Source organism: Kineosporia rhizophila (assembly GCF_021277265.1).
Lineage (GTDB): Bacteria > Actinomycetota > Actinomycetes > Actinomycetales > Kineosporiaceae > Kineosporia > Kineosporia rhizophila.
Genome location: NZ_JAJSOH010000043.1, coordinates 1 through 20,575 on the forward strand (window position 1 = coordinate 1; position 20,575 = coordinate 20,575).

Sequence of the window (20,575 nt, forward strand, 5' to 3'; positions counted from 1 at the left end):
CGTCAGCTCAGGGCTACCCCAACGACGCAGCTGCACGACGATTCATCGGCAGGACGGTGAACGAAGCGCGCGAGGCCTTGAAGATGAGCCTGGATCAACTGGCCATCGAGGCCGAGTGGACCAAGTCATCACTCCAGCGCGTCGAGAAGGCGGATCCGCACGTCCGGTTCAAGCCACGAGACTTCCGAGGCCTCCTCACTGCACTCGGAGTCGAGGACGACTTCCAGACCGTTCTCATGGGCCTGGCAGCCACGCTGCAGAGCAGCCAGAAGGGCGACGCCTCCACGGAATGGTGGAGGCAGTACATCGGCCATGCCGTCCCCGCGTGGTTCGAGCTCTACATCCGGCTGGAGCACGAAGCCAGCCTGATTAGGACGTACGAGGCCGAGCTGATCCCCGGTGTCCTCCAGGTTCGTAGCTACGCAGCTGAGGTCATCAAATACTCCCTTCCCAGCCTCTACTCAGATGAGGAGGCCGAGCAGCGCATCGAGGCACGGATGCAACGACAGACGCTGCTTACCCGCGAGAACCCACCGCACCTTTCAGTGATTCTCAACGAGGCCGTCATCCGGCGAACCATCGGTATGGGGACGGACATCGCGCGAGACCAACTGGAAGGGCTCCTAAAAGCCGGTGCGCTCCCCCACGTGGAGCTGCGTATTCTGGCGTTCGAGGCAGGCATCCACGGAGGGATGACCGGAGCCGCGGGATTCAGTGCACTGACGTTCCCGCTGCTACCCGGAACCGATAAGCCCGTTGAAAGACCGATGGTTTACAGCGACTTCACAACGGGCGCCCTGTACCAAAGCGAGCCAGAGGACGTTGCGTCCCACAATCGCGTCTGGGACGCCTTGGGAAGCAAGGCTCTCGACCCACGGGCCTCTGAGGAGGCCATCCGTACAGCCCTTGGAGAACTGTCATGAGCTCTGACATCACCCCGATCCGCACCACCCCCCGTGGCTATTTCAAAGCTCAGGCGAGCGGCGGGAACGGTGGCAACTGCGTAGAGGTCAACCTCGACGCCGTTGTCACGGAAGGGAAGATCCGACTGCGGCACAGCAAGCACCCCGAGGTCGCGCCCTTCGAGTACGACCGCACCGGCTGGTCCGCCGTTCTGACCGGTACACGCGCTGGCTCGTGCCCCGGCGCTGACATGGATCAGCTGGCAAGCAAGGGTGTGGTGTTACTGCACGACACCACGAATGCAGCGACCCCGCCATTCACGTTCACGGCGGCCGAATGGGCCGCCTTCGAGGACGGCGTCGCCAAGGGCGAGTTCGACATCGCAACCGAACCCAGCGTGGCGTGACCTGCCCCTGAAGCCGCGGCCGGCGTCGACCCTCCCGGAACGAGGGTCGGCGCCGGTCCCGTTTGCGCCGGGCCGAACGCTGCACGGCGCATCCGCGTGGCATCCCGAAGCGAGCTCCATTCTGCCCCTTTTGCGACAATAGCGCTCCGCCTCGCGACGGGTAGCTGACTGTCAGTACATGCTGGCGTGGATGTGGTCGTAGTGGCCGCCGGTGATGTCTCCCGGGTCATAGACGCCGCCCCCGCCGTAGGGGCGCCAGCCCTCGTTGCTGCGCTCGGTGCTCCAGATCTGGCCGGCCCAGATGAGGTAGTTGATGCCGAGGGCGGGTGCTGCTGCTTGTAGTTGTGCTGCGAGCTGGTCGCCTTGGGCCTGTTCACTGATGTTCGGGCGGCGGCCGAGGCGTCCGATGGTGATGTCGCAGGCGCGGCCGAGGGGGTGATCGCTGGTGGGGTTCCAGGCGTGTTCGTCCCAGCAGGTCACCTGGTTCCATCCGGAGTTGCGGAGGTGGGTGACCAGGTTCGCGGTGCGGGGGGTGATGCAGCCGGTGCCTGTGGTGGGGTCGGGGGCGATGGTGCAGGTCTCGTCGGGCCAGGTCCCGTCCGGGGCTCGACCTGATGCGGCGGGTAGCGCGGTGGTGAACGTGGTTTGGTTGTCGCGGACCTTGGCCACGTATTTGACGACGTCGGGGTAGGGCGGCATGCCGCCGTACTGCTGGACGGCTCCCGGGCCGGCGTTGTATCCGGCCAGGGCAAGGTCCACGACGTCGCCTGCGTATCCTGCTCGGCGGAACTGCTCGATCAGGGAGCACATGTAGCTGGCCTGGGCGGCGATCGCGTCGGCGGGGTCGAAGGGGTCGGCGACGCCGTCGCTGTTGGCGTCCGTTCCCCAGTCGGTCCAGGTCGGGGGCGTGAATTGGGCGATGCCTTGCGCGTTCGCTGGGCTGACGGCGTTCGCCTGGAACCCGGATTCGACCCAGAGCTGGGCTGCGATCAGGGGGGCTGTGAGTTGCGGGCAGGTGCCCGCGGCGGCCTGGATGTGCTCGACCAGGTGTAGGGGGATCTTGCTGGTGTTGAGTTGGCCGCCAGCGCTGTCGGCGGGCTGAGCGCTTGCCAGGATGGGTAGCCCCACGGCCAGGGTCAGGACCGTTCCTGCGGCCAGGACAGCGAGGCGGGTGGCCCAGCTGCTCACGCGGCGGTGACGTCGGCCGTGGTTTGCCAGGTGAGGGTGGCTGAGGTGACCAGCCAACCAGCGCGCTCAGGGGCTCGGTCGGTGATGCATGTTACCTGCCACTGCTGCGCTTTGAGGGATCGTCCTCGATCGGTGTGGGGGGTCTGGGTCGCGGTGAGCATCGCCCAGGGCGAGTCCTTCGGGGGTGCGTCGAGGCCTCCCAGCACGGCGGTGTTCACGGCGATGGAGGTGACGCCGGCTTCGGCCCATTCATTCCAGGTGCTTTCCGCATGCCCCTCGGTAGGGGGCATGGTGCGCAGGGCGTGGGCGTAGTCGGTGGTGGCGTAGATGGAGGCTCTTGCGTAGGCGGCTTCCTGGCCCTCAGCGCTGGGGTTTCCCCCCAGAAGTGCTTGTGCCAGGGCTGAGCACGCGGCCCGCGGGTTTGGGGCCGGCGCGGTGTGCCCGACCTGGTGCTGTGACGAGGTCGCAGCAGCGGATGGGGCGCTGGGGCGGGTGTCGGCTGGTCGAAGTGACGAGGCCTGCGTGGAGCAGGCCGTGAGGAGCGCCGCGCCGACGAGCGCGGCCGATAGGACGGCGGCGGGTCGAGGGTGTAGGCGGTTCATGAGGCTCCTCCTGTGGGGCCGAGGCGGTTGTAGGCGGTGAGGGCGCGATCGGCGGTGCTGGTGCGCCGCGGTGTCCAGGTGCCGGCGGGGGGCGGGATCATCCGCCAGTCCCCGCGGCGCCAAAGGAGCTGCACGGTGTACTCGTTCAGCTGCCCGTGCGGGGTGCAGCCGTCTGCGACGGCCACTCCGATCGTGATGCTCCTGATCGGTGGTGACATGGCGTGCGCTCGCGGTGGTAGGCGGAACGCGACCGTCTGGGCGCTGGGGTCGTCGGCCTGCTGCTGGCGGGGGGATGCTCGGCGGGTGAGCGCCAGGAATTGCCCGGGGGTGGGACGTCCGGGTATGGAAACAACCTGCTCGGTGATGGTGGGGGTGAAGACCGCGCTGCCGGCGCTGGGCTGGGTGTGCTGGAGCAGATGGGCCGCTGCGAGGGCGGCGCCGTCTGTGGTGGGAGCGAAGCCTCTGGCCTGGTGGGTGGTCAACTGTGCGGGGCCGGCGGAGGCGGAGATCGGCAGGGTGCGCCCGGCGGTGTGCCGCCAGCTGATGTCCTGACCTGGCCGGTGGTTCAGGGGGATGGGTGAGGCGGTGGCGATGGCGCTGGTGGCGGCGGCACGGCTGTCCTCGGATGAGGCCAAGGGGATTGCCACGGGGATTGCTGCGAGAGAAGGGCGGCTCGGGTGGTGTGAGGCTGTCAGCGCCCCTGCCGTGAGGACTGTGATGGCGCTGACCAGGTAGAGGGTGCGCCGTGTGCGGCGTTGGGGCGGACCGGGCTTCGCGGTCATGGCTGGTCGCTGGTGCGGGGTGGAAGTACCGCGAGGTGGCGCACGATGGTGGCTGCCGCGTGCAGCCAGGCGCGCTGGCTCTTGGGGCTGAGGGCGGCGTGGTCGATGGGCCCGCCCAGGGTGAGCGCCGGGTCGTACGGTATTTCGATGACGGCGCCGGTGGTGGCCGAGAAGTGCTGAGCTATGTCGTTTTTGATTTTCTTGTGCCGGTCGGACGGGCGCTGGTGGATCAAGGTCACGGCGCTGGCGACCAGGTCGTCCCGGCCGGCCTTGGCCAGGGCGTCGAGCATCCAGGCTGCGGCCCGGCTGGCGTCCTGGCGCACGGTGGTGGTGACCACCAGCAGGTCGGTGACGGCCAGCGCCCGGCGCCAGGTCTCGGCGCGGATGTCGTGACCGGTGTCCAGCACGCGCAGGCGGTAGTACCGGGCCAGGAGCTCGTGGAGGGTGTCGACCTCACTGCCGTCCAGGCTGGGCGCTGCCAGGTCGGCGATGTCGTCCATCGGCAGGGCGTCGAAGCGGGCGCTGCCCTGGCTGTGGACGTGGCGATCGAGGTCACCGATGCGGCCGGTGGCCGAGGTGAGGGTCCGGGCCTCGTGCAGCAGCGTGCGCACGGTGCCGGCGTGCGAGGAGCTGTTGATGCGCCAGCCCATCGTTCCTCGACCTCGGGTGACCTCCAGGGCGAGCACACCTCCGCCGCGGCTGGTGCCCAAGGCGGCGGACAGCAGCAGCGCCGACGTGGTCTTCCCGACGGCGCCGGCCGGGTTGACGATCGTGATGGTCCGGCCGCCGGGCAGTTGGGTCTGGGCGTCCGCCAGGTCTTGCAGGTAGCTGCGCTCGGCCGCTGCCGGTGGCAGAGGTACACCGGTGGATCGCACGAGGCGCCCCCGCCAGCCCTGCTGGGCCCGGTGTGCGCCGATCGGGCCGAGCGTTGATCCGGGCTCGCGGATCTGAATGGCACTCGCAGGCAGGTGTGGTTGCTCGTGGCCGGGGTGGGCCAGGGCCGAAGCCCTGGCAGGCGCACCCGCCGACGCACCGGCTGGGTGGGGATCGACGACCGGTGGCTTCGGAACGCTGGCCGCATCCGGCGGCATGTGGTGTCCCGGGACGTCGTCGGCGCCGGCTGGGCCGTCGTGTTCGGCGAACCGGGATGCTCCGTCGGGTGTGACCTCGAGATGCAGTTCCACCCCGTCTTCGGGTGTGGCCACGACGGGAATGGGCCGGCTCATCGTGCGGGCGATCTGGGCGACCCAGGCAATGGCGGCCTGCTCGGGTTCGAGGGTGGAGCCGTCGGGCTGCGGGAGTAGCGGGAGGAGCTGGCCGTCTGCGTAAGGCTGCCCGTCCCGGACTTCCAATCGGATGGGCCTGAGCGTCTCGGTCACAGATCCTCCTCCGTCAACGATTCATCAACTGTAGTTGATGACTGTATAGTGCCACTCGTTTCTAGTTGAGAAGGTGGGTGGAGTATGGCGGGCCTGAACGGCAGCAAGTCCCCCTGGTTGATCCCCTCGACTACGCCGCCGCCTTCAGGTACGGCTGCGAGCTCCCCCGCCGGGCAGGGCCGGAATGCAGAACCTCCAGCGGATCTACAGGCAGACCTGCCTGTAGATGAGCGATTTCCTCGAGCGAGCCAGCCGACCCTTGGTTTCCGTCCCTCGCCGATCTGCTGGGTGGGCGCTCACGGGGGCGCCGGCACCAGCAGCATGCGCGCAGTGGTGGGGCTGGGGGTTGACTGCGGGCGCACCTGGCCGGAGCATCCGGGCCCGGTGGTGCTCGTGGCTCGCACCCATGCCCACGGCCTGGAGTGTGTGCGCCGGATCTTCGCCGAGCGCGGCACGGCCAGCATTTTCGCCCTGGTCCTGGTGGCCGACGCTCCCGGTCGGCGCCTGCCCAAGGCCTTGCAGGAGCAGGTGCACGTGCTCTCAGGGGTCGTGACCCATCTGCGGCGGGTGGCCTGGATCGAGGACTGGCGCACCCGGCCAGGACACATGAGCGCTGCAGCACAACGCGCCCTGGAACAGCTCGTGGACACGAACTTCGCGGCCGCGACCTGACCCCGCCTCAGCACCATGGGCCGGCGCCTCGGCCAGCACGTACTGTCATGGAGGGACCGCTGAAATGAATTCAACCGTCTTGGCTTCCGGCTTCTCAGTTCTCAGGCAGCAGATCGCCCCGACCCCGAACGTTCCCGATCCGGGGCTGGGTCAGGCGCCGCCGGAACTCTCGGAGCGGGTGGACACGGTTCTGGCGCTGGTGGCCTACCTCGGCGTCGCAGCCTGTGTGGCCGGTTTCGTCGGGGTGGCCATCGCCATGGCCGTCACCTACCGGCGAGGCGAGATCGGCGAGCACGCCATGCAGTTCTTCGTGGTGCTGGTCGCCTCGAGCATTGTCGGCAGTGCCTCCAGCATCGCTGCTTTCGGCCTGGGCTAGTCCTCGATGGGTCTCAGCCGTGCCCTCATCCCTCCGGCCAGCGATTTGGCCCGGCCTCTCGGAGAGGAGAACCGTGCAGGATCAGCAGGATCAGCAGTTTGAGCGCGACAGCGGACGGTCTCGCTGGATGCTCGTCCTTGGCATCACCATCGTCGTCCTGGCCCTGGCTGCGCTGTTCTTACAGGAACGGGAAGATGCTGGCGGGCAGGAGCGGTATCCGGACGTGACCGGAACGCCGTCGCTGGCTCCGCCGGTCTCTGATCCTCCTAGTGCTGGCGAGCGCAGCCAGCGCTGTGGTGACGGTCTGGCACCGCCCTCCTCGGATCGGCCGACCGCAGCACCGGCGGACCTGCAGTTGCGGGTGGAGAACCGGGCGCTGATCCCGGTGAGCGACACGTTCGGGCCGGCCGAGCGCTCCGGCGATGTCTGGCGCTGTTTCGCGCACACCCCGATGGGCGCGGTGATGGCCGCGCAGGTGATCAGCACCAGGCGTGTGGCCTCGCCTTACCGGGTAGCGGTCGGGCAGGAGCAGTTAGTGGCCAACACCGGCCGGGAGACTTTCCTGGCGGCAGCCCGTCAGATCGACGACGTCGCCGCCCAGCCGGGCACTTTCGTCCAGCCGGCCGGATTCACGGTGAGGGCGTTCGCCGAGGACAGTGCGGTGGTGGCGCTGGCGTCACGCACCGCCTCGGGGCAACTGCGCTCAGCCACCATCACGTTGCGCTGGGTCGAGTCCGAGCAGGTAGGCGGCGACTGGAAAGTCGAGCTCCTGCCTGACGGCTCGGACACTCCAGCGCTGACACCGCTGAGCACGCTGGACGGCTACCTGACCTGGGGACTGTAGTGCCCGGCCCGTGCGATCTGCCCGGTGTCGGGGCCGTCTGCGAGGGCGCCCAGCAGACCGTGATCAGCGCCTCGAGCAGCATCATCGACGCGCTCGCCCATGAGTTCGCGGATGCGGCAACGACGCTGCTGGAGACCTCGACATCGTTCTGGCTGGAGCTTGAGGCTCCGGCCGTGGACTCTCCACAGGGCCTGGCCGCCGAACTGCAGGAACGAACGACGCTCCTGACGTTCGCTTTCGCTGCGGCGGGCATTATCGCAGCGGGCATCCGCATGGCTCTGACCCGTCGCACCGAGCCGGGAAAACAGATGGCCTGGGGCCTGGCCCGGATGATCTTGGCCAGCACCGCCGGTGCCTTCATCGTCTCGACCCTGACCGCCGCGTCGGACATTTTCGCGACCTGGCTCTACGCCAGTCTGACTGACGATTCCGATGACCCCAGTGGGCTTCTCGGGCTGGCCGCCGTCACCAATCCCACACTGCTGATGGTGATCAGCCTGGCCGCGGTCCTGATCGGCATCGTCCAGGTGATGCTGATGGCCGCCCGCAGCGCCTTCATCCCCCTGCTCACCGGGCTCCTGCCGCTGGCAGCCTCAGCCTCCACCACCCGCCGCGGCAGCCAGGCACTGGATCAAACGGTGGGCTGGCTCGCCGCGTTCATCCTGTTCAAACCAGCTGCAGCCGCCGCTCAGGGAGGAGCCTTCCGCCTGAGCACAGGAGCCGAGGGCCCCGTGGCCGCGATCAGCGGTCTGGCGCTGCTGGCCATGAGTCTCCTGGCCCTGCGGGCCGTGCTGGTCATCATGTCCTCGGTCATGAAGGAGATGCAGACGGCCAACGCCGCGGGTGTTGTCTCGGGAGTAGCGGGCGCGGCCGCCACCGGGGCAGCCATGCTGGTCACGGCCGGCACAGCCGCCAGCGCGGTAGCCGCCCGGGGTGCTGCCAGCGCAGCAGCGGGCCAGACCGCCGCCGGCGCCAGGACCGCCCAAGCCGGAACCGCAGCCGCGACTCCGGGCCAGCCGACAGCGGCCCCGACCGGCGGGCAAGGCCACCATGGTCCTGGACCGGCTCAGGGCGGCGGCCCCACCGACATCTCCCCCGGCTCCGGTCACGGTGAGGATCAGGGCCGATCGACCCCCGGTGCAGAGCCCCCCGGGGGGAGAACGGATGCGGCGCCGGGCGCCGCGCCCAGCGGAACTCGCCCGGAGGACGCGAACTCCGGGTCTGGTGCCCGATCTGGCTCTGCTCCTGGCGCTGGTGCTGCACACAGACCCACCGGGGCCCCGTCCACTTCCACTCCCCAGCCCGCTTCGCAGGGTCCCGGGCCCGCCGCGCCGGCCGTTCCGCCCTCAGGCGGTTCCAGCCAGCCCGCCTCTTCCGGGCCCCGACCCGCGGGCCCCCCGCGTCCGGCACCAGGTACCCCATCCCCGAGCAGCGCTGAGGGACCCTCACCGTCGGGAGCGGGCTCGCCGGATCGTTCCCGCTCCACCCCGCCGCCGCGTGGCAGGCCGGGGCACAACCCCAGCGGGGCGCAGCCAGGTCGCAGGCGTCCTGCCCGGCCTCCTGTCCGGCCTGCTGCCCCTGCCGATGACGACTCGTCCGAGGAGACCGACCGGTGAGTTCCCACTCCGCCTCTGCCCCTCCCACCTACGGCAACTGGGTCCAGCCGAAAAGCCCCGGCCTGGCCGGTCTGGGGCTGATCCCGACCGCCGCCCTGATGAGCGGGGTCGTGCTCACCCTGCTGGTCTCCATGCTCGTGTCCGCGCTCGCAGCCCTGGTGACGGCGGCCGTGGTGCTGGTGCCTATCGCACTGGCCTCTGTTCCGATCGGCGCCCAGACCCTGGGGGCGGCGATGACCACCCGCCTGGGGTGGATCCTGCGCAAGCGCCGACGCGAGGACACCTACCACTCGGGGGTTTTCGCTTCGCCCTTGTCGGGGCGGCCTTTGCCGGGGGTGCTGGCCAAGACGCGGATGGTCGCGACCGTCGATGCGCTCAACCGCCAGATCGCGGTGCTCTACCGTCCGGGCCGGCATCACTACAGCGTGGTGCTGCACTGCCGGCCTGACGGGGCCGGGCTGGTCGACCCGGAAACAGTCGATGTCTGGGTGTCTCACTGGGGCGGCTTCCTGGCCGCGTTGGGGCAGGAGCCTGGCCTGCGTGGGGCGAGCGTGGTGGTGGACACCGCGCCCGATACCGGTGACTGGCTGGCCAGTGAGCACGCCCGCACGCTCTCCCCGACCGCGCCGCAGCTGGCGCGGGATGTGCTGGAGGAGGTGATCCGGGAGTTTCCCCAGGCCAGCGCCGATCAGTCGGTGTACGTCTGCCTGACTTACGCCGGGGCCGATCTGTACCGCAAGCCGGGCGACACCGGCGCCGTCGTGGCCGAGCTGGTGCGCAGGCTGCCCGGGTTGATGGGCGCGATGGAGATGGGCGGCTCAGGCCCGGTCGAGCCGCTGGCCCCGCGCGAGCTGGCCACCCTGGTCCGCGTCGCCTACGACCCCGCAGCACAGTCGGTGGTGGCCGGTGCGGAGGCCGAGCTCGCTCCGGTGCAGGTCGAGTGGTCGCAGGCCGGCCCGGTGTCGGCCCGCGAGTCCTGGGGCAGCTACGCGCACGACTCCGGAGTGTCCGTGACCTGGGAAATGGTCGAGGCGCCACGGGGAGTCGTGTTCTCCAACGTCCTGGCTCCGCTGCTGCAGCCCGATGTCCGTCTGACCCGCAAGCGGGTGGCGCTGGTACTGCGCCCGCACGATGCCGGGGAGGCCACCGGCATCACCGAGCGCGATGCCTCCGCGGCCAGTCTCAACGCCCGCAAGCCGGGGGGCCGGATCACCGCCGACGCCGAGCGGCGGGTCCAGGCCACCCGCCAGGCCGAGGGAGACGTCTCCGCCGGGGCGGGCCTGACACGGTTCGCGCTGCTGGTCACGGCCACCGTCGCCTCGGTGGAGGATCTGCCCGAGATGCTGGCCACGGTGGACCGGGTAGGGCGGATGTCCCGGCTGCGGCTGCGGGTCAGCTACGGCCACCAGGCGGCGGCGTTCGCCGCGAGCTTGCCGGTGGGGTTCCTGCCCTGGGACTACACCGTGCTGCCGTCCTCCGTCCGGAGCCTCCTGTGAGCCGGCCACCGAAGAACACCACGGGTACAGCGGGCACAGCGGGCACAACGGGCGCGGCGCCGGTGGGCGCAGCAGGTCCGGTCGTTCGTCCCACGGCCCGCGGGTACCGGGGAGCGGGCCGGGGCCGGTGGAACACTCTGCCGGTGCCGGCGGAGTGGCGGGGCACCTCCACGCAGGTGTGCGGTCTGTGGCCGCTGGTGGCCGGTTCAGCGCGGCCCACTGTGGGAGTCCCGCTGGGCTGGGATCTGCTGACGGGCACGACGGTCAGTTGCGACCCGGTCAGCTGGTTTCGGGCCGGGCTGATCGCCAACCCTTCGGCCCTGATGCTGGGCCGGCCCGGTCTGGGTAAGTCCAGCACGGCGGTGCGCATGGTGATCGGGTTGGCGGCGCGGGGTATCGCCCCGATGATCCTGGGTGATCTGAAGCCCGATTACGTCGAGGTGGTGCGGGCGCTGGGCGGGCAGGTCATCACGCTGGGACGAGGCCGTGGGCAGATCAACGTCCTCGACCCCGGTGCGATGGCTGAGGCCGCTGAGCGGATCGGTGGGCCGGCCGGTCAGCGGCTACGGCAGGAAGCGCGTGATCGGTCTCTGCAGATGGTTGCCGCCCTGGTCGCCATCGTGCGCAGATCCCCGCTGGCCGACCACGAGGAGATGCTCCTGGCGGAGGCCCTGAGGCTGCTGGACGCCCGTCACCGGGGCATCCCCACGCTGCTGGACCTGATCGCGCTGCTGGAGGAAGGCCCCGAATCCCTGCAGACCGCGGCCCTGGCCCGCGGCCAGGAAGGCACCTACCGCGGCGCGGCCGACGGGGTGCAGAAGTCCCTGCAGGCGGTCATCGCCGGACCGCTGGGAGGGACGTTCGCCGGGCAGACCACCACCCGAATCCCCCTGGACTCCAACGGCATCTGCGTGGACATCTCGTCGCTGAGTGAGAGCGACGACCGGCTGACGGCCGCGGTCATGCTGGCCACCTGGTCCGACGGGTTCGGCGCCATCGAGGCCGCCGGGGCCCTCGCCGACGCGGGTCTGGCCCCGCAACGCAGCTGGCTGGTGGTCCTGGATGAGCTGTGGCGGCCCCTGCGCATCGGCGCCGGCCTGCCCGATCGCATGGACGCCATCACCCGCACCAACCGCAGCCTGGGGGTGGCACAGCTCATGATCACGCACACCCTCGCGGACCTGGAGTCAATGTCCGACACCGCCGACCGGATGAAGGCGCGTGGGTTCGCCGAACGCGCCGGGATGCTGATGTTCGCCGGTCTGCCCCGCCGGGAGCTGCAGCGCCTGACCGGCATCGCTGACCTGTCACAGCCCGAGATCGACATGGTGGCTTCCTGGTCCACCCCTGCCTCCTGGGCGTCTCGTGCGGGCGAGGACGGGCGCCCGGCCACCCCACCAGGCGCCGGGCGGATGATGATCAAAATCGGCGCGCGGCCGGGCATCCCGGTGCATGTGCACCTCACCGAGGCCGAGAAGCGTCTGCACGACACCAACTCCCGGTGGTCGGAGACCCACGAGTGAGCCGCAGGAGCCCCTCCGGGCGGTTCACCGATACCTCCGAGGTCAACCCGCTGGCCTTGCTGGCGGTGCTGGGCGCGGCGGTCGCGGGCGCCGGGTTCGTCTGGCTGGCCGTGCTGGTGGACGCGGTGCGCACCGGACGGCCGCGGCCAGCGCATCCGCTGCTCCTACTGGCCCATCTACGACAAGGTCTGACCCCGTGGCCTTCCCCGGTGGGCTGGGCCGTCGCCGCGCTGGTGTACGTGCTGCTGGGAGGGCTGCTGGGTGGAATCGGCCTGCGGGTGTGGCGCAGGTTCGGCCGGCGCGCCGAGGTCGACCGGCGCGTGCGGCACCTGGCCGACCACGCTGATCGGCAAGCCTTGTCACCTCAGGCCCGCCGCCAGCAGGCCAAGCGGATCGCTCCGGTCGTGCTGGTGCTGGACGGCCCGCCCGGCACCGTGCTGGGCCGGGAGGTTGGATCGGGTCAGCCGGTGCTGGCCGGCTGGGAGGACGTGCAGGTCCAGATCTGGGGGCCGCGCCGCGGGAAAACCACCACGCAGGCCGTGCCCTCGCTGCTGGCAGCGCCCGGCCCGGCGATCGCCACCAGCAACAAACGAGACCTCCTCGATGCCAGCGCGGGCATGCGCGCCAAACGCGGCAGAGTGTGGGTGTTCGACCCTCAGGGCGTAGCCGGAACCCTCCAGCCCGCATTCTGTTTCAATCCCCTCACGACGGTCCGCGCGGCTGTTCAGGCGCAGCGGCTGGCCGCGCTCTTCGTCGCCGACACCCGCGAGCCCGGCGCCCGCACCGACCCCCAGTGGGACACCGCCGGCGCCGACCTGCTGGCCTGGCTGATGCTGGCGGCCGCCGCCGACCAGCGGCCCCTGGGAGACGTCTGGAGCTGGGTCACCGACCCCGAAGACCGCACCCCGATCACGATCCTGCGCCGCCACGGCCACGACGGCCCGGCCCTGTCGGTTCAGGGAGTACAGCAGCAGCCCGACAAGATGCGCGGCAGCGTCTACGGCACCGCCCAGCGGATGGCCCGGCCCCTGATCAACCCGCAGCTGCTGGCCTGGGTCACCCCCACCGCAGGCCTGCCGGCCTTCGACCCTGAACGCTTCGTGAGCAGCAAAGACACTCTCTACGCGTTGTCGCGGGAGGGAGCCGGGTCCGCCGGGGCCATCGTGACGGCGCTGACCTCGGCCGTGTGCGAGGCCGCCGAGCAGAAGGCCATCGCCAACCTGGACCGCTCCGGCCGGCTCGCGGTGCCGCTGGTGTGCGTCCTAGACGAGGCAGCGAACGTCTGCCGGTGGCCCGAGCTCCCGGCGCTCTACAGCCACTACGGCTCGCGGGGCATCAACCTGATCACGTTCTTGCAGTCCTACGCCCAGGGCGTCTCGGTCTGGGGCCAGGACGGCATGGCCACCCTCTGGTCGGCCGCCACCATCCGCATCTACGGCGGTGGCGTCGCCGATCAACGCTGGCTCTCAGAGCTTTCCGACCTCATCGGCGACCACGACGAAACGCACCGCAGCATCACCCACCGCCGCGGCGAGCGCTCGGTCTCGGTGGACGTGCGCCAGCGCCGCACCATCACCGCCGCCCAGCTGGCGGCCCTCCCCCGCGATCGCATCATCCTGTTCGCCGGCAGTAAGCCGCTGGTCCTGGAACCCCAGCCCTGGTACACCGGAGACCAGGCCGATGAGATCAACGCCGCCAGAGAGGCATGGGCAGCCCAGCATGACTGAACAGCTCCTGTCCCCCACCCCGCTGCCCGAGGCCGCCGGCGAGCGGGTCGAGACCTTCCTGCGCTGGTTCACCGACGTGCTCTCCCCGGTCCTGACCGCAGAGTGGGGCCGCAACGATCGGGTGCTGTGCGAGCACTGGTGGGAGCATCCCGAGGCGGTAGCACGGCTGCTGGCGCTGCACGACGCCTGGACGGTGATGGTCGAGGGCGACGAGGACTCCGAGCCCAGCGCCGACGGCCCGTCACGGTGGTGGATCGAGCATTTCGACCCGCACCTGGACGCTCTCCTGCACCCGGGCAAGGGCCCCTTCCGGTTCTGCCGCAACGGCCATGCGCCCGAGAAGTTCACGGGCTGGCCGGCGCCCGACGCCGGCCAGCTACACCTGCCAGCCATCGACGGGCCCGCCGACGCTGGTGAAGCTGCGGCGGCACTGGACCTCACCGACTGACATCCGGTCCCCGGCCGGTCCCCAGCCCGATCGGCGGCCGGTCGCTCAGCGCTCGCGGTCATCGCGGTTCTGTTCGTCCTGACGCTGCTGCCGGCGCCCGCGCAGCGCAGCGGTAGAGGGCCCGGGCAGTCCTGAGGAGGGCCGGGTACGGCCCCGGCTGCTGCCGTAACCGGGCGCCTGAGGGCTGGCAGGGCTGCTGCCGGTCCCCGGGTCGGTATCCGGTTGGTCGGCCCCCGCGCCCGGCACCTCAGACGACGAGGCGGCCTGCTGATCGCGAGCTGCGTCGCGGTAGCGATCAAGGGTCTGGCGCACCAAATCTGCTCCAGCCGCACGCGGGCTGCTGGTCACAGCAGCCTGGCTGTTACCGCGGGCCTGGCTCGACGCATCGGTGCGGACTTCAGGTGCAGACCGATCAGCCCCGCCCACAGTGGGCTGCTCACCCTGCTGCCCCTGCTGCCCCTGCTGCGAGCGGCTGCGCCAGCCCTCACCGAAACGCTCGCTCGCCGAGCGCTCGAATCTGGGACGCGCCGCCTGACTGCGCGGATCGCGGGCGGCAGTAGCCTCCATCGCGGTAAGGGCACGATCAAAGTCATCCGGGGTAGCAGCATTGAGCCACTCCGGATCACGCGACACCATCTGGTAGCCCTGAACCATCTGCTGCTCGCGGTGCTGGGCGTCGCGGGTTACCTGCTCGGCCTGGCGCTGTTCGTCGCGGGCAGCCTGCTCGGCCTGACGCTGACCGTCCCGCTCTGCCTGCTCGGCGCGGCGCTGTTCATCGCGGGCAGCCTGCTCGGCCTGACGTTGTTCGTCGCGGACAACCTGCTCTGCGCGGCGCTGTTCATCGCGGGCGGCCTGCTCGGCCTGACGCTCCTGGCGGATGCGTTGTTCTCGTGCTGTCTGCTCGGCCTGGCGCTGTTCGTCGCGGGCGGCTTGCTCGGCTTGTCGCCGCTGCTCGTGCTCCAGTTGTTCGGCTGCCCGGAGTTCGTCTTGCTGCCGCTGTTGGGCCGCGCGTGCCACGATGGCCGCCGCGGTGGCGGCACCGACACCGGCAGGCCGAAGTGCTTCTAGCGCCTCCGACTCGGGTGCTTCACTCATCGCAATTCTCCTCTGCCCTGGGCTGGATGTCGGGCCCGCGCCGTGCGCCGGGACCGGGATCGGCGCTGGCGCCGGGATCACCGGTATTGCGGCTGGGGGACTGAACTCGCGCAGGCGTACCTCGGCCAGGCGTGTCTTGTGCCGGGCGGTGTAGGTGTCGCTGAGGGCGTCCACGGCGCGGGTGAGCTGGGTGAGCATGGTGGCCGAGCTCAGGCGGCGGTCTCCGGCCATGACCAGTGCGGCCACGCTGACCAGTGCTGTGGGAGCGGGCGGCCGGCGGGGGGCGGTGCGGGGTCTGATCATGCTGGAGCGCGCCAGGACCCGGGAGGCCTCGTCGTAGATTCCGGGTTCGGTGCCTTCCCAGCGAGCGGAGGCAGCGGCGAGCAGGTCGGCGCTCTGGGCGGCGGCCTCGGCCCACTCAGGCGACACGAAGTCGTCCCGCAGCGCGGCGGGCTCGAGGTCGGGGACGTCGGTCTCCTCGCGCGCAGCGTCGGCCTCGCGGGGCTGTTCCGGCGGGGAGATGGGCTCGGCGCCGTCACCTTCTTGCTGGCCGGGCTCCTGACCGGACTCCGCGCTGTTCGTTTGCCCCGGGGTGCGTGGTGGCTCGCTGTCGGCCAGCAGTGAGCGCAGAGCCTGGGTTGCTTGATCGACGGTGCGCTGGTCGGGGATGAGCCCGATGACCGCGCCGGGATGCTGGGTCAGGCGCTCGGCGGAGGCCCCTCCGCGCCAGGTGGCGACGGCTGCCTGGCGGGCGGTGATGTCGTCCTTCCACCGTGCCCGCAGGGCCGGCAGCGACAGGTCTGAGGCCAGCCGTCCGCCTCCGAAGTAGATGATGTGCCCTTGTGGATCGCGTTCGCGCAGGGAGCCGACCTTGTAGCCGGTGACGTCCGTTCGGCCGCCGGGGGCGTAGCGGGGAACGGCGTGCAGGCCGGCTGCGCGCAGTCTGCGCACGAAGTCGGCCTCACTGTCGGCGGCGGCCGCGGCCGCGCGCACGTCGCGCTGCAGCCGCGTCCGCAGCGGCACGGGCTCGGCCAGGCGGGCGCTGATTTCCTGGTCGGCGCGGCTGGGTTCGGGTAGGGATCCGCCGCCCACGCGGGCCGGGGTCCGGTTGGAAATCAGGCCGTGGGTGTGCTCCATCCGCTGCGCGAAAGTGTTGAGCCGCCGGAAGTCGCCTCGCGGTTCCACGGCCCTGCTTCCGTCCGGGCGCATCATGACCACGGCCACGTGGATGTGGTCGTTGCCGGCGGAGCTGAGCCCGTGGCGCACCGCGGCCCAACGGGCCCCGGCGGCGGCCGGCGCCGCGTCCCATGCCCCGGCGCCGGTGTCGAAGCCGAGCTCGGCCACCGCCTCACGCGCGACGGATGCCCATTCCTCGTCGGTAAGGACGCGGTCATCGGCGGGGTTGGACAGCGAAAAGTGGTACACCTCCCCCTTGCTCATGGCGGGCCGGCCGTACAAGTCGTAGTAATGGTTCAGCTGCTGGGTGAGGTCCTTCTGGGCGCCGGGGGCGCTGAGGTGGGGCGTGGAGATGGTGATCTCGCTCGAGGTGGCGATGACGTGCTGGTCGGTGTGCTCGTCACTGCGGCCAGGGCCCATGAGATAGCCGATGAGGCCTGCGACGCGGGTCCCCCGGGAGACCTTGGCGATCACTAGCTGGCCTGAGCGCGACGGGCGGGGGCGGCTGCGCGGCCGCCCAGTCGCTGCGTCAGCTCGTCCAGGCGTGCGGTGACACGGTCCACCTGATCCAGCACCGCGGCAGCCTGCGGCGCGAGCTCACCTGTCGAGTTCCAAGCTGCCGCCAACTGGTTCAGGTTCGTGGCGGCGCCTCTCAGCAGGCGATGTGCGGCCACGAATTCGGCGGTCAGGGCGTGGCGTTCGGGGGCGCTCATCGTGGATACAGAGATACCGCCATGGGTGTGCTCACCGGTGTTCGGGGACAAGTTCGCCAGGCCGGCGGCCACGAGCCAAGCCGGGATCGACAGTCCCGTGGCGGCTGCTCGGGCGGAGATCTGGGTGTGCTCCTGCTCGGTCATTTTGACCAGAGCACTCCGTTGCCGGCCCCCCGGTGCCCGGCGCTGGCGACGTCCGCGACGCGCGCTGGACCGGTCGTGTGCCTGGTCCTCGGTCGTGGTAATCACCTCCCAGCGGAGCGCCCGACATGTCCCATCGTCGGATAGATCGCGAGGCGAAGCCAGCGATCAGATATCTGTTCTCCTACCTTGCTCCGCCGGAGGCCGCGTTTTTGGGCCCGGGGACGGCCGGCCTGGGGGACGACAAAATGCAGCGAGGGAGATGCCGCTTTCGGCGTCTCCCTCGCTGCATGAACGACCCGGGCGGCCGGCGGTAAGCCGGCCGCCCGGTGTCTGCTCGTCACGATGCCGGGGGCCTCCATGAGCGCATGAACTCGACGTCGTGGGGGATTTTCCGCACACGCAGCCACGCGATGATCTGGTCCATGCTGCGGGTACGGGTGTGCATCGCTTGGCTGAGCTCTACGTCGGCCAGGGGCGTGCCCTGGAAAGGGCCGAGATCCTTCCGGCCGGGGCCGACGAATTCGGACAGTTCGTTGAACGTGGTCTCGTCGATGCCGAGCGCCAGGACGCTGGACTCCGTAGTCACGTAGGGGATCTGAGCCATGGGTGTATGGCCTTTCGTTGGTTGATTCGGGGCTTCGTCTCCCGGAGCTGCAACTCCGTTCAACGGATCTATTATGGCTTATTCAACGTGTGTCTGCAATTTCTCCGCGCCAGGGCCTGGGGCGCTGGCTGGCCCTAGGCCGGCCAGGAGGGGGCGCGGGCCGGCGGGGTAGGCGATGAAGACGGCGAGCAGTGCGCCGGTCACCTGCGAGGTGATGCCGACGAGGTGGCGTGGGACCCGGAGCAGTCCGGGGCGCGTGCCGAATCGGTGGGGCGTTGCTGGGTACAGGTGGTGGCCAGCGCTGTAGTAGAGCTGCCCTTCGGGCTGGGGCACGAAGGGGGGCGGCTCAGCCTCCATGCTGTGCAGGTATGCGCTGTCAATGATGCGGATCTGGGATTCGCTGACGTAGACGAACTGGGCCAGGGTCTGGGTGCCGTCGGGGAATTCTTCGTGATCGGCGATGTCCCAGAACTGGTCGTCGGTGAGAGGTCCGAGGTAGCCGGGGTGGGCAAGGGGTGGGGTGGGAAACTGTCGGCTGGTGGGGGTGTGCTCGGTCATCGTGGAAGGCTCCCGGTTGGTTCGGCGGTGGGTTTTGGTTCTCGTCTTGGGTCGGAGTGCGGTGAGGCCGGCGCTTTCCCGGCCGCGCACGGGGCCGAGAAAATACTGCGGCGGCGTAGCCGTCTCCGCTGGCGACTAGGCCGGGTGCTGCGGGCGGCGTCCGGGCCTGCGCGCTGGGCGGGATGTTCCTGCGCGGTCGGTGCCCGGCCGCTGGGGCCGGGCACCGACTGCGCGGGAGAGTGCGGGGCGGGTTAGGAGGCGACGCTCCGGGCCGGGACAGCTGAGGGCTTGTGCAGGTATCCGGCCGTGATGCGGTCGGCTACGGCGTCGCACTCGCCGGACATGGCGCCGAGGAAGAATGAGGCCAACCCCTGCGGGCGGAGCGGTTCGGGGCGGGCCAGCAACGCGGCGACGTGGCGGAGGGTCTCGATGACCGGCATCACCTCGTCGATGTCGGGGTATGTCCAGAGGGCGCCGCATCCGGCGCACTCGGTCTCCAGAACGAGGCGGTACCCGTTGAATCGCTGGGCTGCGATGGTGACGGGCCACAGGAGGGCGGGGGGCGTTTGGTACCGCACGATTTGCGGAGTGCCGGGCGACTCCACGGGGCGTAGCTCGGTGTCCCGGCCGATCAGGCGGGTGGCCTCGGGCGAGACCGGGCATGGCACGGTGACTGACCAGTTCCGCTCTTCGTTCGTGACCTGAACGCTGTTGTGCATGACCCCGGGCGGGATCGGCAGGCCGGGGATGTGCCAGCGACGCTCGGCCGTGAGGAACTGGCCGGGTGCGATGCCGTCCTCATCGGGGTAGGGAAAACGCCAGTGGAAGCTTTCGGGCTGGATGAGGGCGGTTGTGTCGTTGGGCTGGCGGGTCTCGATGAGGTGGGTCTGGTCGTAACGGATCTGGGTGAGCTGGCTAGCGGTGCCGAGCTGAACCGGCTCGCCGGTCGCCTTGATGAATGCCTGCTGGATCACGGGTCTAGGACCTTTCTCGGTTGGTGTTTCGGGGCGTATCTCCCGGAGCTGCAACTCCGTTCAATGTGTCTATTATGGCTTATTCTTCGTGCTGGGTCAATTCTTTTTATGCCTGAGCGATGATGTCTGGACATCTATCGGGGCGGGCATTTCCGGCGCGCACTTGAAGTTCGCGCGGGATGCGCGTTGCTGAACGGCGGTGCCCCGGGGCCGCATTGTGGCTGACCCCGGGGCGTCCGAGCTGGGTGACTCAGGGCTGGCCGGTCATGGCTTCTTCAGGTGCGGGGGGCACGTCGTCGGCGCTGCTGGCGTCCTGCTCGTCGGCGGTGAGGGTGCCCTCTACGTGGGCGATGATCCGCCGGGCGGTGTCCATGATCCGGGTGCCGGACGTAATGAGGGCGTCGGGGTTCTTCTGGCTCCATCCGGCGACGTAACCGGCGGACGTGGCTCCCATGTCGATACCGAAGTGACAGGCCACGACATAGGCGGTGCCTTCGGCCTCCACTTCGGCAGTGCCCCGGTGCTCGGCGTAGTCGTAGGCGGGGCGCCCGTCCTCGTCGGTGCCGGTGTGCAGCAGCATGTGGGCGATCTCGTGGAAGATGATCGCTGCCGCGCGGGCGGTGTGCTCGTACTGGCTGTCAATGACGATGGACTTCGTGGCGGGATCGGTCAGCCCCTCAGCGCCGCCAGGGATCGGCTCGAACCGCAGGGTGTAGCCGTTGGCCTGGATCATTGCCTGCAGGCTGGCGGGCATCTGCTCGGCCACGTCGCCAGTGATCTTGCCTAGGGCGAGCGCCTGCGTGGGGTCCTGGGGAACGCTGTCGGGGTCGCTGACCTGCTGGACGTCAAAGACACTGGCGAGCGTGAATCCCCGGATACGTTCGCGGCGCGTGCCGGGCTCGTAGCCGGGCTCGCCCTCCCTGATGACGGTCCTCAGCGGGGCAAAGATCTTGAGGGCTTTCTCTCCCTTCCGGACTGGATGCTGCAGTTCCCGCCAGAGCCCGAAACCCCCAACGCGCGTCAGCGGCTGCATGCCGCGTTCGATCTGCTGAGCCCAAAGGAGAATCTGATTGCTGAAGGAGTAGCGGTGAAAGCGGGCACCGAATGCAAGATAAGCCTTCCATTCCTGGCTGCTGGTGATGCTCCCTACCATCTCCATCAGCTGCTCATGTGCCTTCTCGATCGCCTGCTGTCGCCGTTCGTTTGCGGCCTCCTTCTCGGCCGGGGTCATCGCCGACTTGGTCGATGTGCGCTTCTGGGGCTTCCTGGTGCCCATGACGGGTTCTCCTTGGTTGGTATCTCGGGGCGCGGGCGAAGCTGCAACTTCATCCGAAATTGCTTTTATGGCT

The 20,575-nt window shown here is 69.8% G+C and carries 20 protein-coding genes; 10 read left to right on the forward strand and 10 right to left on the reverse strand.

Annotated elements, in window-relative coordinates:
• Both LWF15_RS33345 and LWF15_RS33350 read left to right on the forward strand, forming a co-directional pair.
• On the forward strand, positions 1–923 hold a 923-nt coding region (locus LWF15_RS33345; RefSeq protein ID WP_232814985.1), incomplete at its 5' end, for a helix-turn-helix domain-containing protein.
• A complete protein-coding gene (locus tag LWF15_RS33350) occupies positions 920–1,309 on the forward strand; it encodes a DUF397 domain-containing protein (protein ID WP_232814986.1) in 390 nt (129 codons plus the stop codon). The genes LWF15_RS33345 and LWF15_RS33350, both read left to right, overlap by 4 nt.
• A gap of 171 nt (positions 1,310–1,480) precedes the next feature.
• Here the strand turns inward: LWF15_RS33350 and LWF15_RS33355 are convergent, their stop codons facing one another.
• The 4 genes from LWF15_RS33355 to LWF15_RS33370 all read right to left on the reverse strand — a co-directional run bounded on the left by LWF15_RS33355 (position 1,481) and on the right by LWF15_RS33370 (position 5,260).
• A complete protein-coding gene (locus tag LWF15_RS33355; protein ID WP_232814987.1) occupies positions 1,481–2,497 on the reverse strand; it encodes a lytic transglycosylase domain-containing protein in 1,017 nt (338 codons plus the stop codon).
• Positions 2,494–3,099, reverse strand: coding sequence for a hypothetical protein (locus LWF15_RS33360; protein WP_232814988.1), 606 nt, complete (start codon positions 3,097–3,099; stop codon positions 2,494–2,496). Before LWF15_RS33360 ends, LWF15_RS33355 begins: the two co-directional genes overlap by 4 nt.
• Positions 3,096–3,746, reverse strand: coding sequence for a hypothetical protein (locus tag LWF15_RS33365; protein WP_232814989.1), 651 nt, complete (start codon positions 3,744–3,746; stop codon positions 3,096–3,098). The genes LWF15_RS33360 and LWF15_RS33365 overlap by 4 nt, the downstream gene beginning before the upstream one ends.
• A 131-nt stretch (positions 3,747–3,877) precedes the next feature.
• On the reverse strand, positions 3,878–5,260 hold the full coding sequence (locus LWF15_RS33370; protein ID WP_232814990.1) for a MinD/ParA family ATP-binding protein: 1,383 nt from the start codon (positions 5,258–5,260) through the stop codon (positions 3,878–3,880).
• A gap of 288 nt (positions 5,261–5,548) precedes the next feature.
• Here LWF15_RS33370 and LWF15_RS33375 point away from each other — a divergent pair, with 288 nt between their 5' ends.
• From LWF15_RS33375 to LWF15_RS33410, 8 genes are all read left to right on the forward strand, one after another.
• Positions 5,549–5,932 (forward strand): DUF6668 family protein, encoded by a 384-nt coding sequence (locus tag LWF15_RS33375; protein ID WP_232814991.1) that lies wholly within the window; start codon positions 5,549–5,551, stop codon positions 5,930–5,932.
• A gap of 64 nt (positions 5,933–5,996) precedes the next feature.
• A complete protein-coding gene (locus LWF15_RS33380; protein ID WP_232814992.1) occupies positions 5,997–6,308 on the forward strand; it encodes a hypothetical protein in 312 nt (103 codons plus the stop codon).
• 127 nt (positions 6,309–6,435) lie between these two features.
• A complete protein-coding gene (locus LWF15_RS33385; RefSeq protein WP_232814993.1) occupies positions 6,436–7,152 on the forward strand; it encodes a hypothetical protein in 717 nt (238 codons plus the stop codon).
• The gene (locus tag LWF15_RS33390) at positions 7,152–8,768 is read left to right on the forward strand and encodes a hypothetical protein (protein WP_232814994.1); all 1,617 of its coding nucleotides are present in this window, start codon (positions 7,152–7,154) and stop codon (positions 8,766–8,768) included. The genes LWF15_RS33385 and LWF15_RS33390 overlap by 1 nt, the downstream gene beginning before the upstream one ends.
• Positions 8,765–10,264 carry an SCO6880 family protein gene (locus tag LWF15_RS33395; RefSeq protein WP_232814995.1) on the forward strand — a complete coding sequence of 500 codons (1,500 nt, stop codon included), beginning with the start codon at positions 8,765–8,767 and terminating at the stop codon, positions 10,262–10,264. The genes LWF15_RS33390 and LWF15_RS33395 overlap by 4 nt, the downstream gene beginning before the upstream one ends.
• A 143-nt stretch (positions 10,265–10,407) precedes the next feature.
• The gene (locus LWF15_RS33400) at positions 10,408–11,787 is read left to right on the forward strand and encodes a hypothetical protein (protein ID WP_232814996.1); all 1,380 of its coding nucleotides are present in this window, start codon (positions 10,408–10,410) and stop codon (positions 11,785–11,787) included.
• The gene (locus LWF15_RS33405; RefSeq protein WP_232814997.1) at positions 11,784–13,514 is read left to right on the forward strand and encodes a type IV secretory system conjugative DNA transfer family protein; all 1,731 of its coding nucleotides are present in this window, start codon (positions 11,784–11,786) and stop codon (positions 13,512–13,514) included. Before LWF15_RS33400 ends, LWF15_RS33405 begins: the two co-directional genes overlap by 4 nt.
• Positions 13,507–13,962 (forward strand): DUF4913 domain-containing protein, encoded by a 456-nt coding sequence (locus tag LWF15_RS33410; protein WP_232814998.1) that lies wholly within the window; start codon positions 13,507–13,509, stop codon positions 13,960–13,962. The genes LWF15_RS33405 and LWF15_RS33410 overlap by 8 nt, the downstream gene beginning before the upstream one ends.
• A 45-nt stretch (positions 13,963–14,007) precedes the next feature.
• On the opposite strand, the gene LWF15_RS33415 is transcribed toward LWF15_RS33410, so the two are convergent.
• From LWF15_RS33415 to LWF15_RS33440, 6 genes are all read right to left on the reverse strand, one after another.
• Complete coding sequence (locus LWF15_RS33415) at positions 14,008–16,653, reverse strand: relaxase/mobilization nuclease domain-containing protein (protein WP_232814999.1); 2,646 nt, start codon at positions 16,651–16,653, stop codon at positions 14,008–14,010.
• 53 nt (positions 16,654–16,706) lie between these two features.
• Positions 16,707–17,090 carry a plasmid mobilization relaxosome protein MobC gene (mobC, locus tag LWF15_RS33420; protein ID WP_232815000.1) on the reverse strand — a complete coding sequence of 128 codons (384 nt, stop codon included), beginning with the start codon at positions 17,088–17,090 and terminating at the stop codon, positions 16,707–16,709.
• A 337-nt stretch (positions 17,091–17,427) separates the two neighbouring features.
• Positions 17,428–17,694, reverse strand: a complete 267-nt coding sequence (locus tag LWF15_RS33425) for a hypothetical protein (protein WP_232815001.1) — start codon at positions 17,692–17,694, stop codon at positions 17,428–17,430.
• Between the two features lie 78 nt (positions 17,695–17,772).
• Positions 17,773–18,252, reverse strand: coding sequence for a hypothetical protein (locus LWF15_RS33430; RefSeq protein WP_232815002.1), 480 nt, complete (start codon positions 18,250–18,252; stop codon positions 17,773–17,775).
• A 251-nt stretch (positions 18,253–18,503) separates the two neighbouring features.
• Complete coding sequence (locus LWF15_RS33435; protein WP_232815003.1) at positions 18,504–19,280, reverse strand: hypothetical protein; 777 nt, start codon at positions 19,278–19,280, stop codon at positions 18,504–18,506.
• 196 nt (positions 19,281–19,476) lie between these two features.
• Positions 19,477–20,502 carry an ArdC-like ssDNA-binding domain-containing protein gene (locus LWF15_RS33440; RefSeq protein WP_232815004.1) on the reverse strand — a complete coding sequence of 342 codons (1,026 nt, stop codon included), beginning with the start codon at positions 20,500–20,502 and terminating at the stop codon, positions 19,477–19,479.
• Positions 20,503–20,575 lie beyond the last annotated feature (73 nt).

Excerpts from the sequence above, each read along its gene's own strand:
- LWF15_RS33350 (WP_232814986.1), top strand. The coding sequence starts at position 920 with ATGAGCTCTGACATCACCCCGATCCGCACCACCCCCCGTGGCTATTTC.
- LWF15_RS33440 (WP_232815004.1), bottom strand. The coding sequence starts at position 20,502 with ATGGGCACCAGGAAGCCCCAGAAGCGCACATCGACCAAGTCGGCGATG.
- LWF15_RS33410 (WP_232814998.1), top strand. The coding sequence starts at position 13,507 with ATGACTGAACAGCTCCTGTCCCCCACCCCGCTGCCCGAGGCCGCCGGC.
- LWF15_RS33425 (WP_232815001.1), bottom strand. The coding sequence starts at position 17,694 with ATGGCTCAGATCCCCTACGTGACTACGGAGTCCAGCGTCCTGGCGCTC.
- mobC (WP_232815000.1), bottom strand. The coding sequence starts at position 17,090 with ATGACCGAGCAGGAGCACACCCAGATCTCCGCCCGAGCAGCCGCCACG.
- LWF15_RS33360 (WP_232814988.1), bottom strand. The coding sequence starts at position 3,099 with ATGAACCGCCTACACCCTCGACCCGCCGCCGTCCTATCGGCCGCGCTC.
- LWF15_RS33380 (WP_232814992.1), top strand. The coding sequence starts at position 5,997 with ATGAATTCAACCGTCTTGGCTTCCGGCTTCTCAGTTCTCAGGCAGCAG.
- LWF15_RS33415 (WP_232814999.1), bottom strand. The coding sequence starts at position 16,653 with ATGGGCCCTGGCCGCAGTGACGAGCACACCGACCAGCACGTCATCGCC.
- LWF15_RS33430 (WP_232815002.1), bottom strand. The coding sequence starts at position 18,252 with ATGACCGAGCACACCCCCACCAGCCGACAGTTTCCCACCCCACCCCTT.
- LWF15_RS33385 (WP_232814993.1), top strand. The coding sequence starts at position 6,436 with ATGCTCGTCCTTGGCATCACCATCGTCGTCCTGGCCCTGGCTGCGCTG.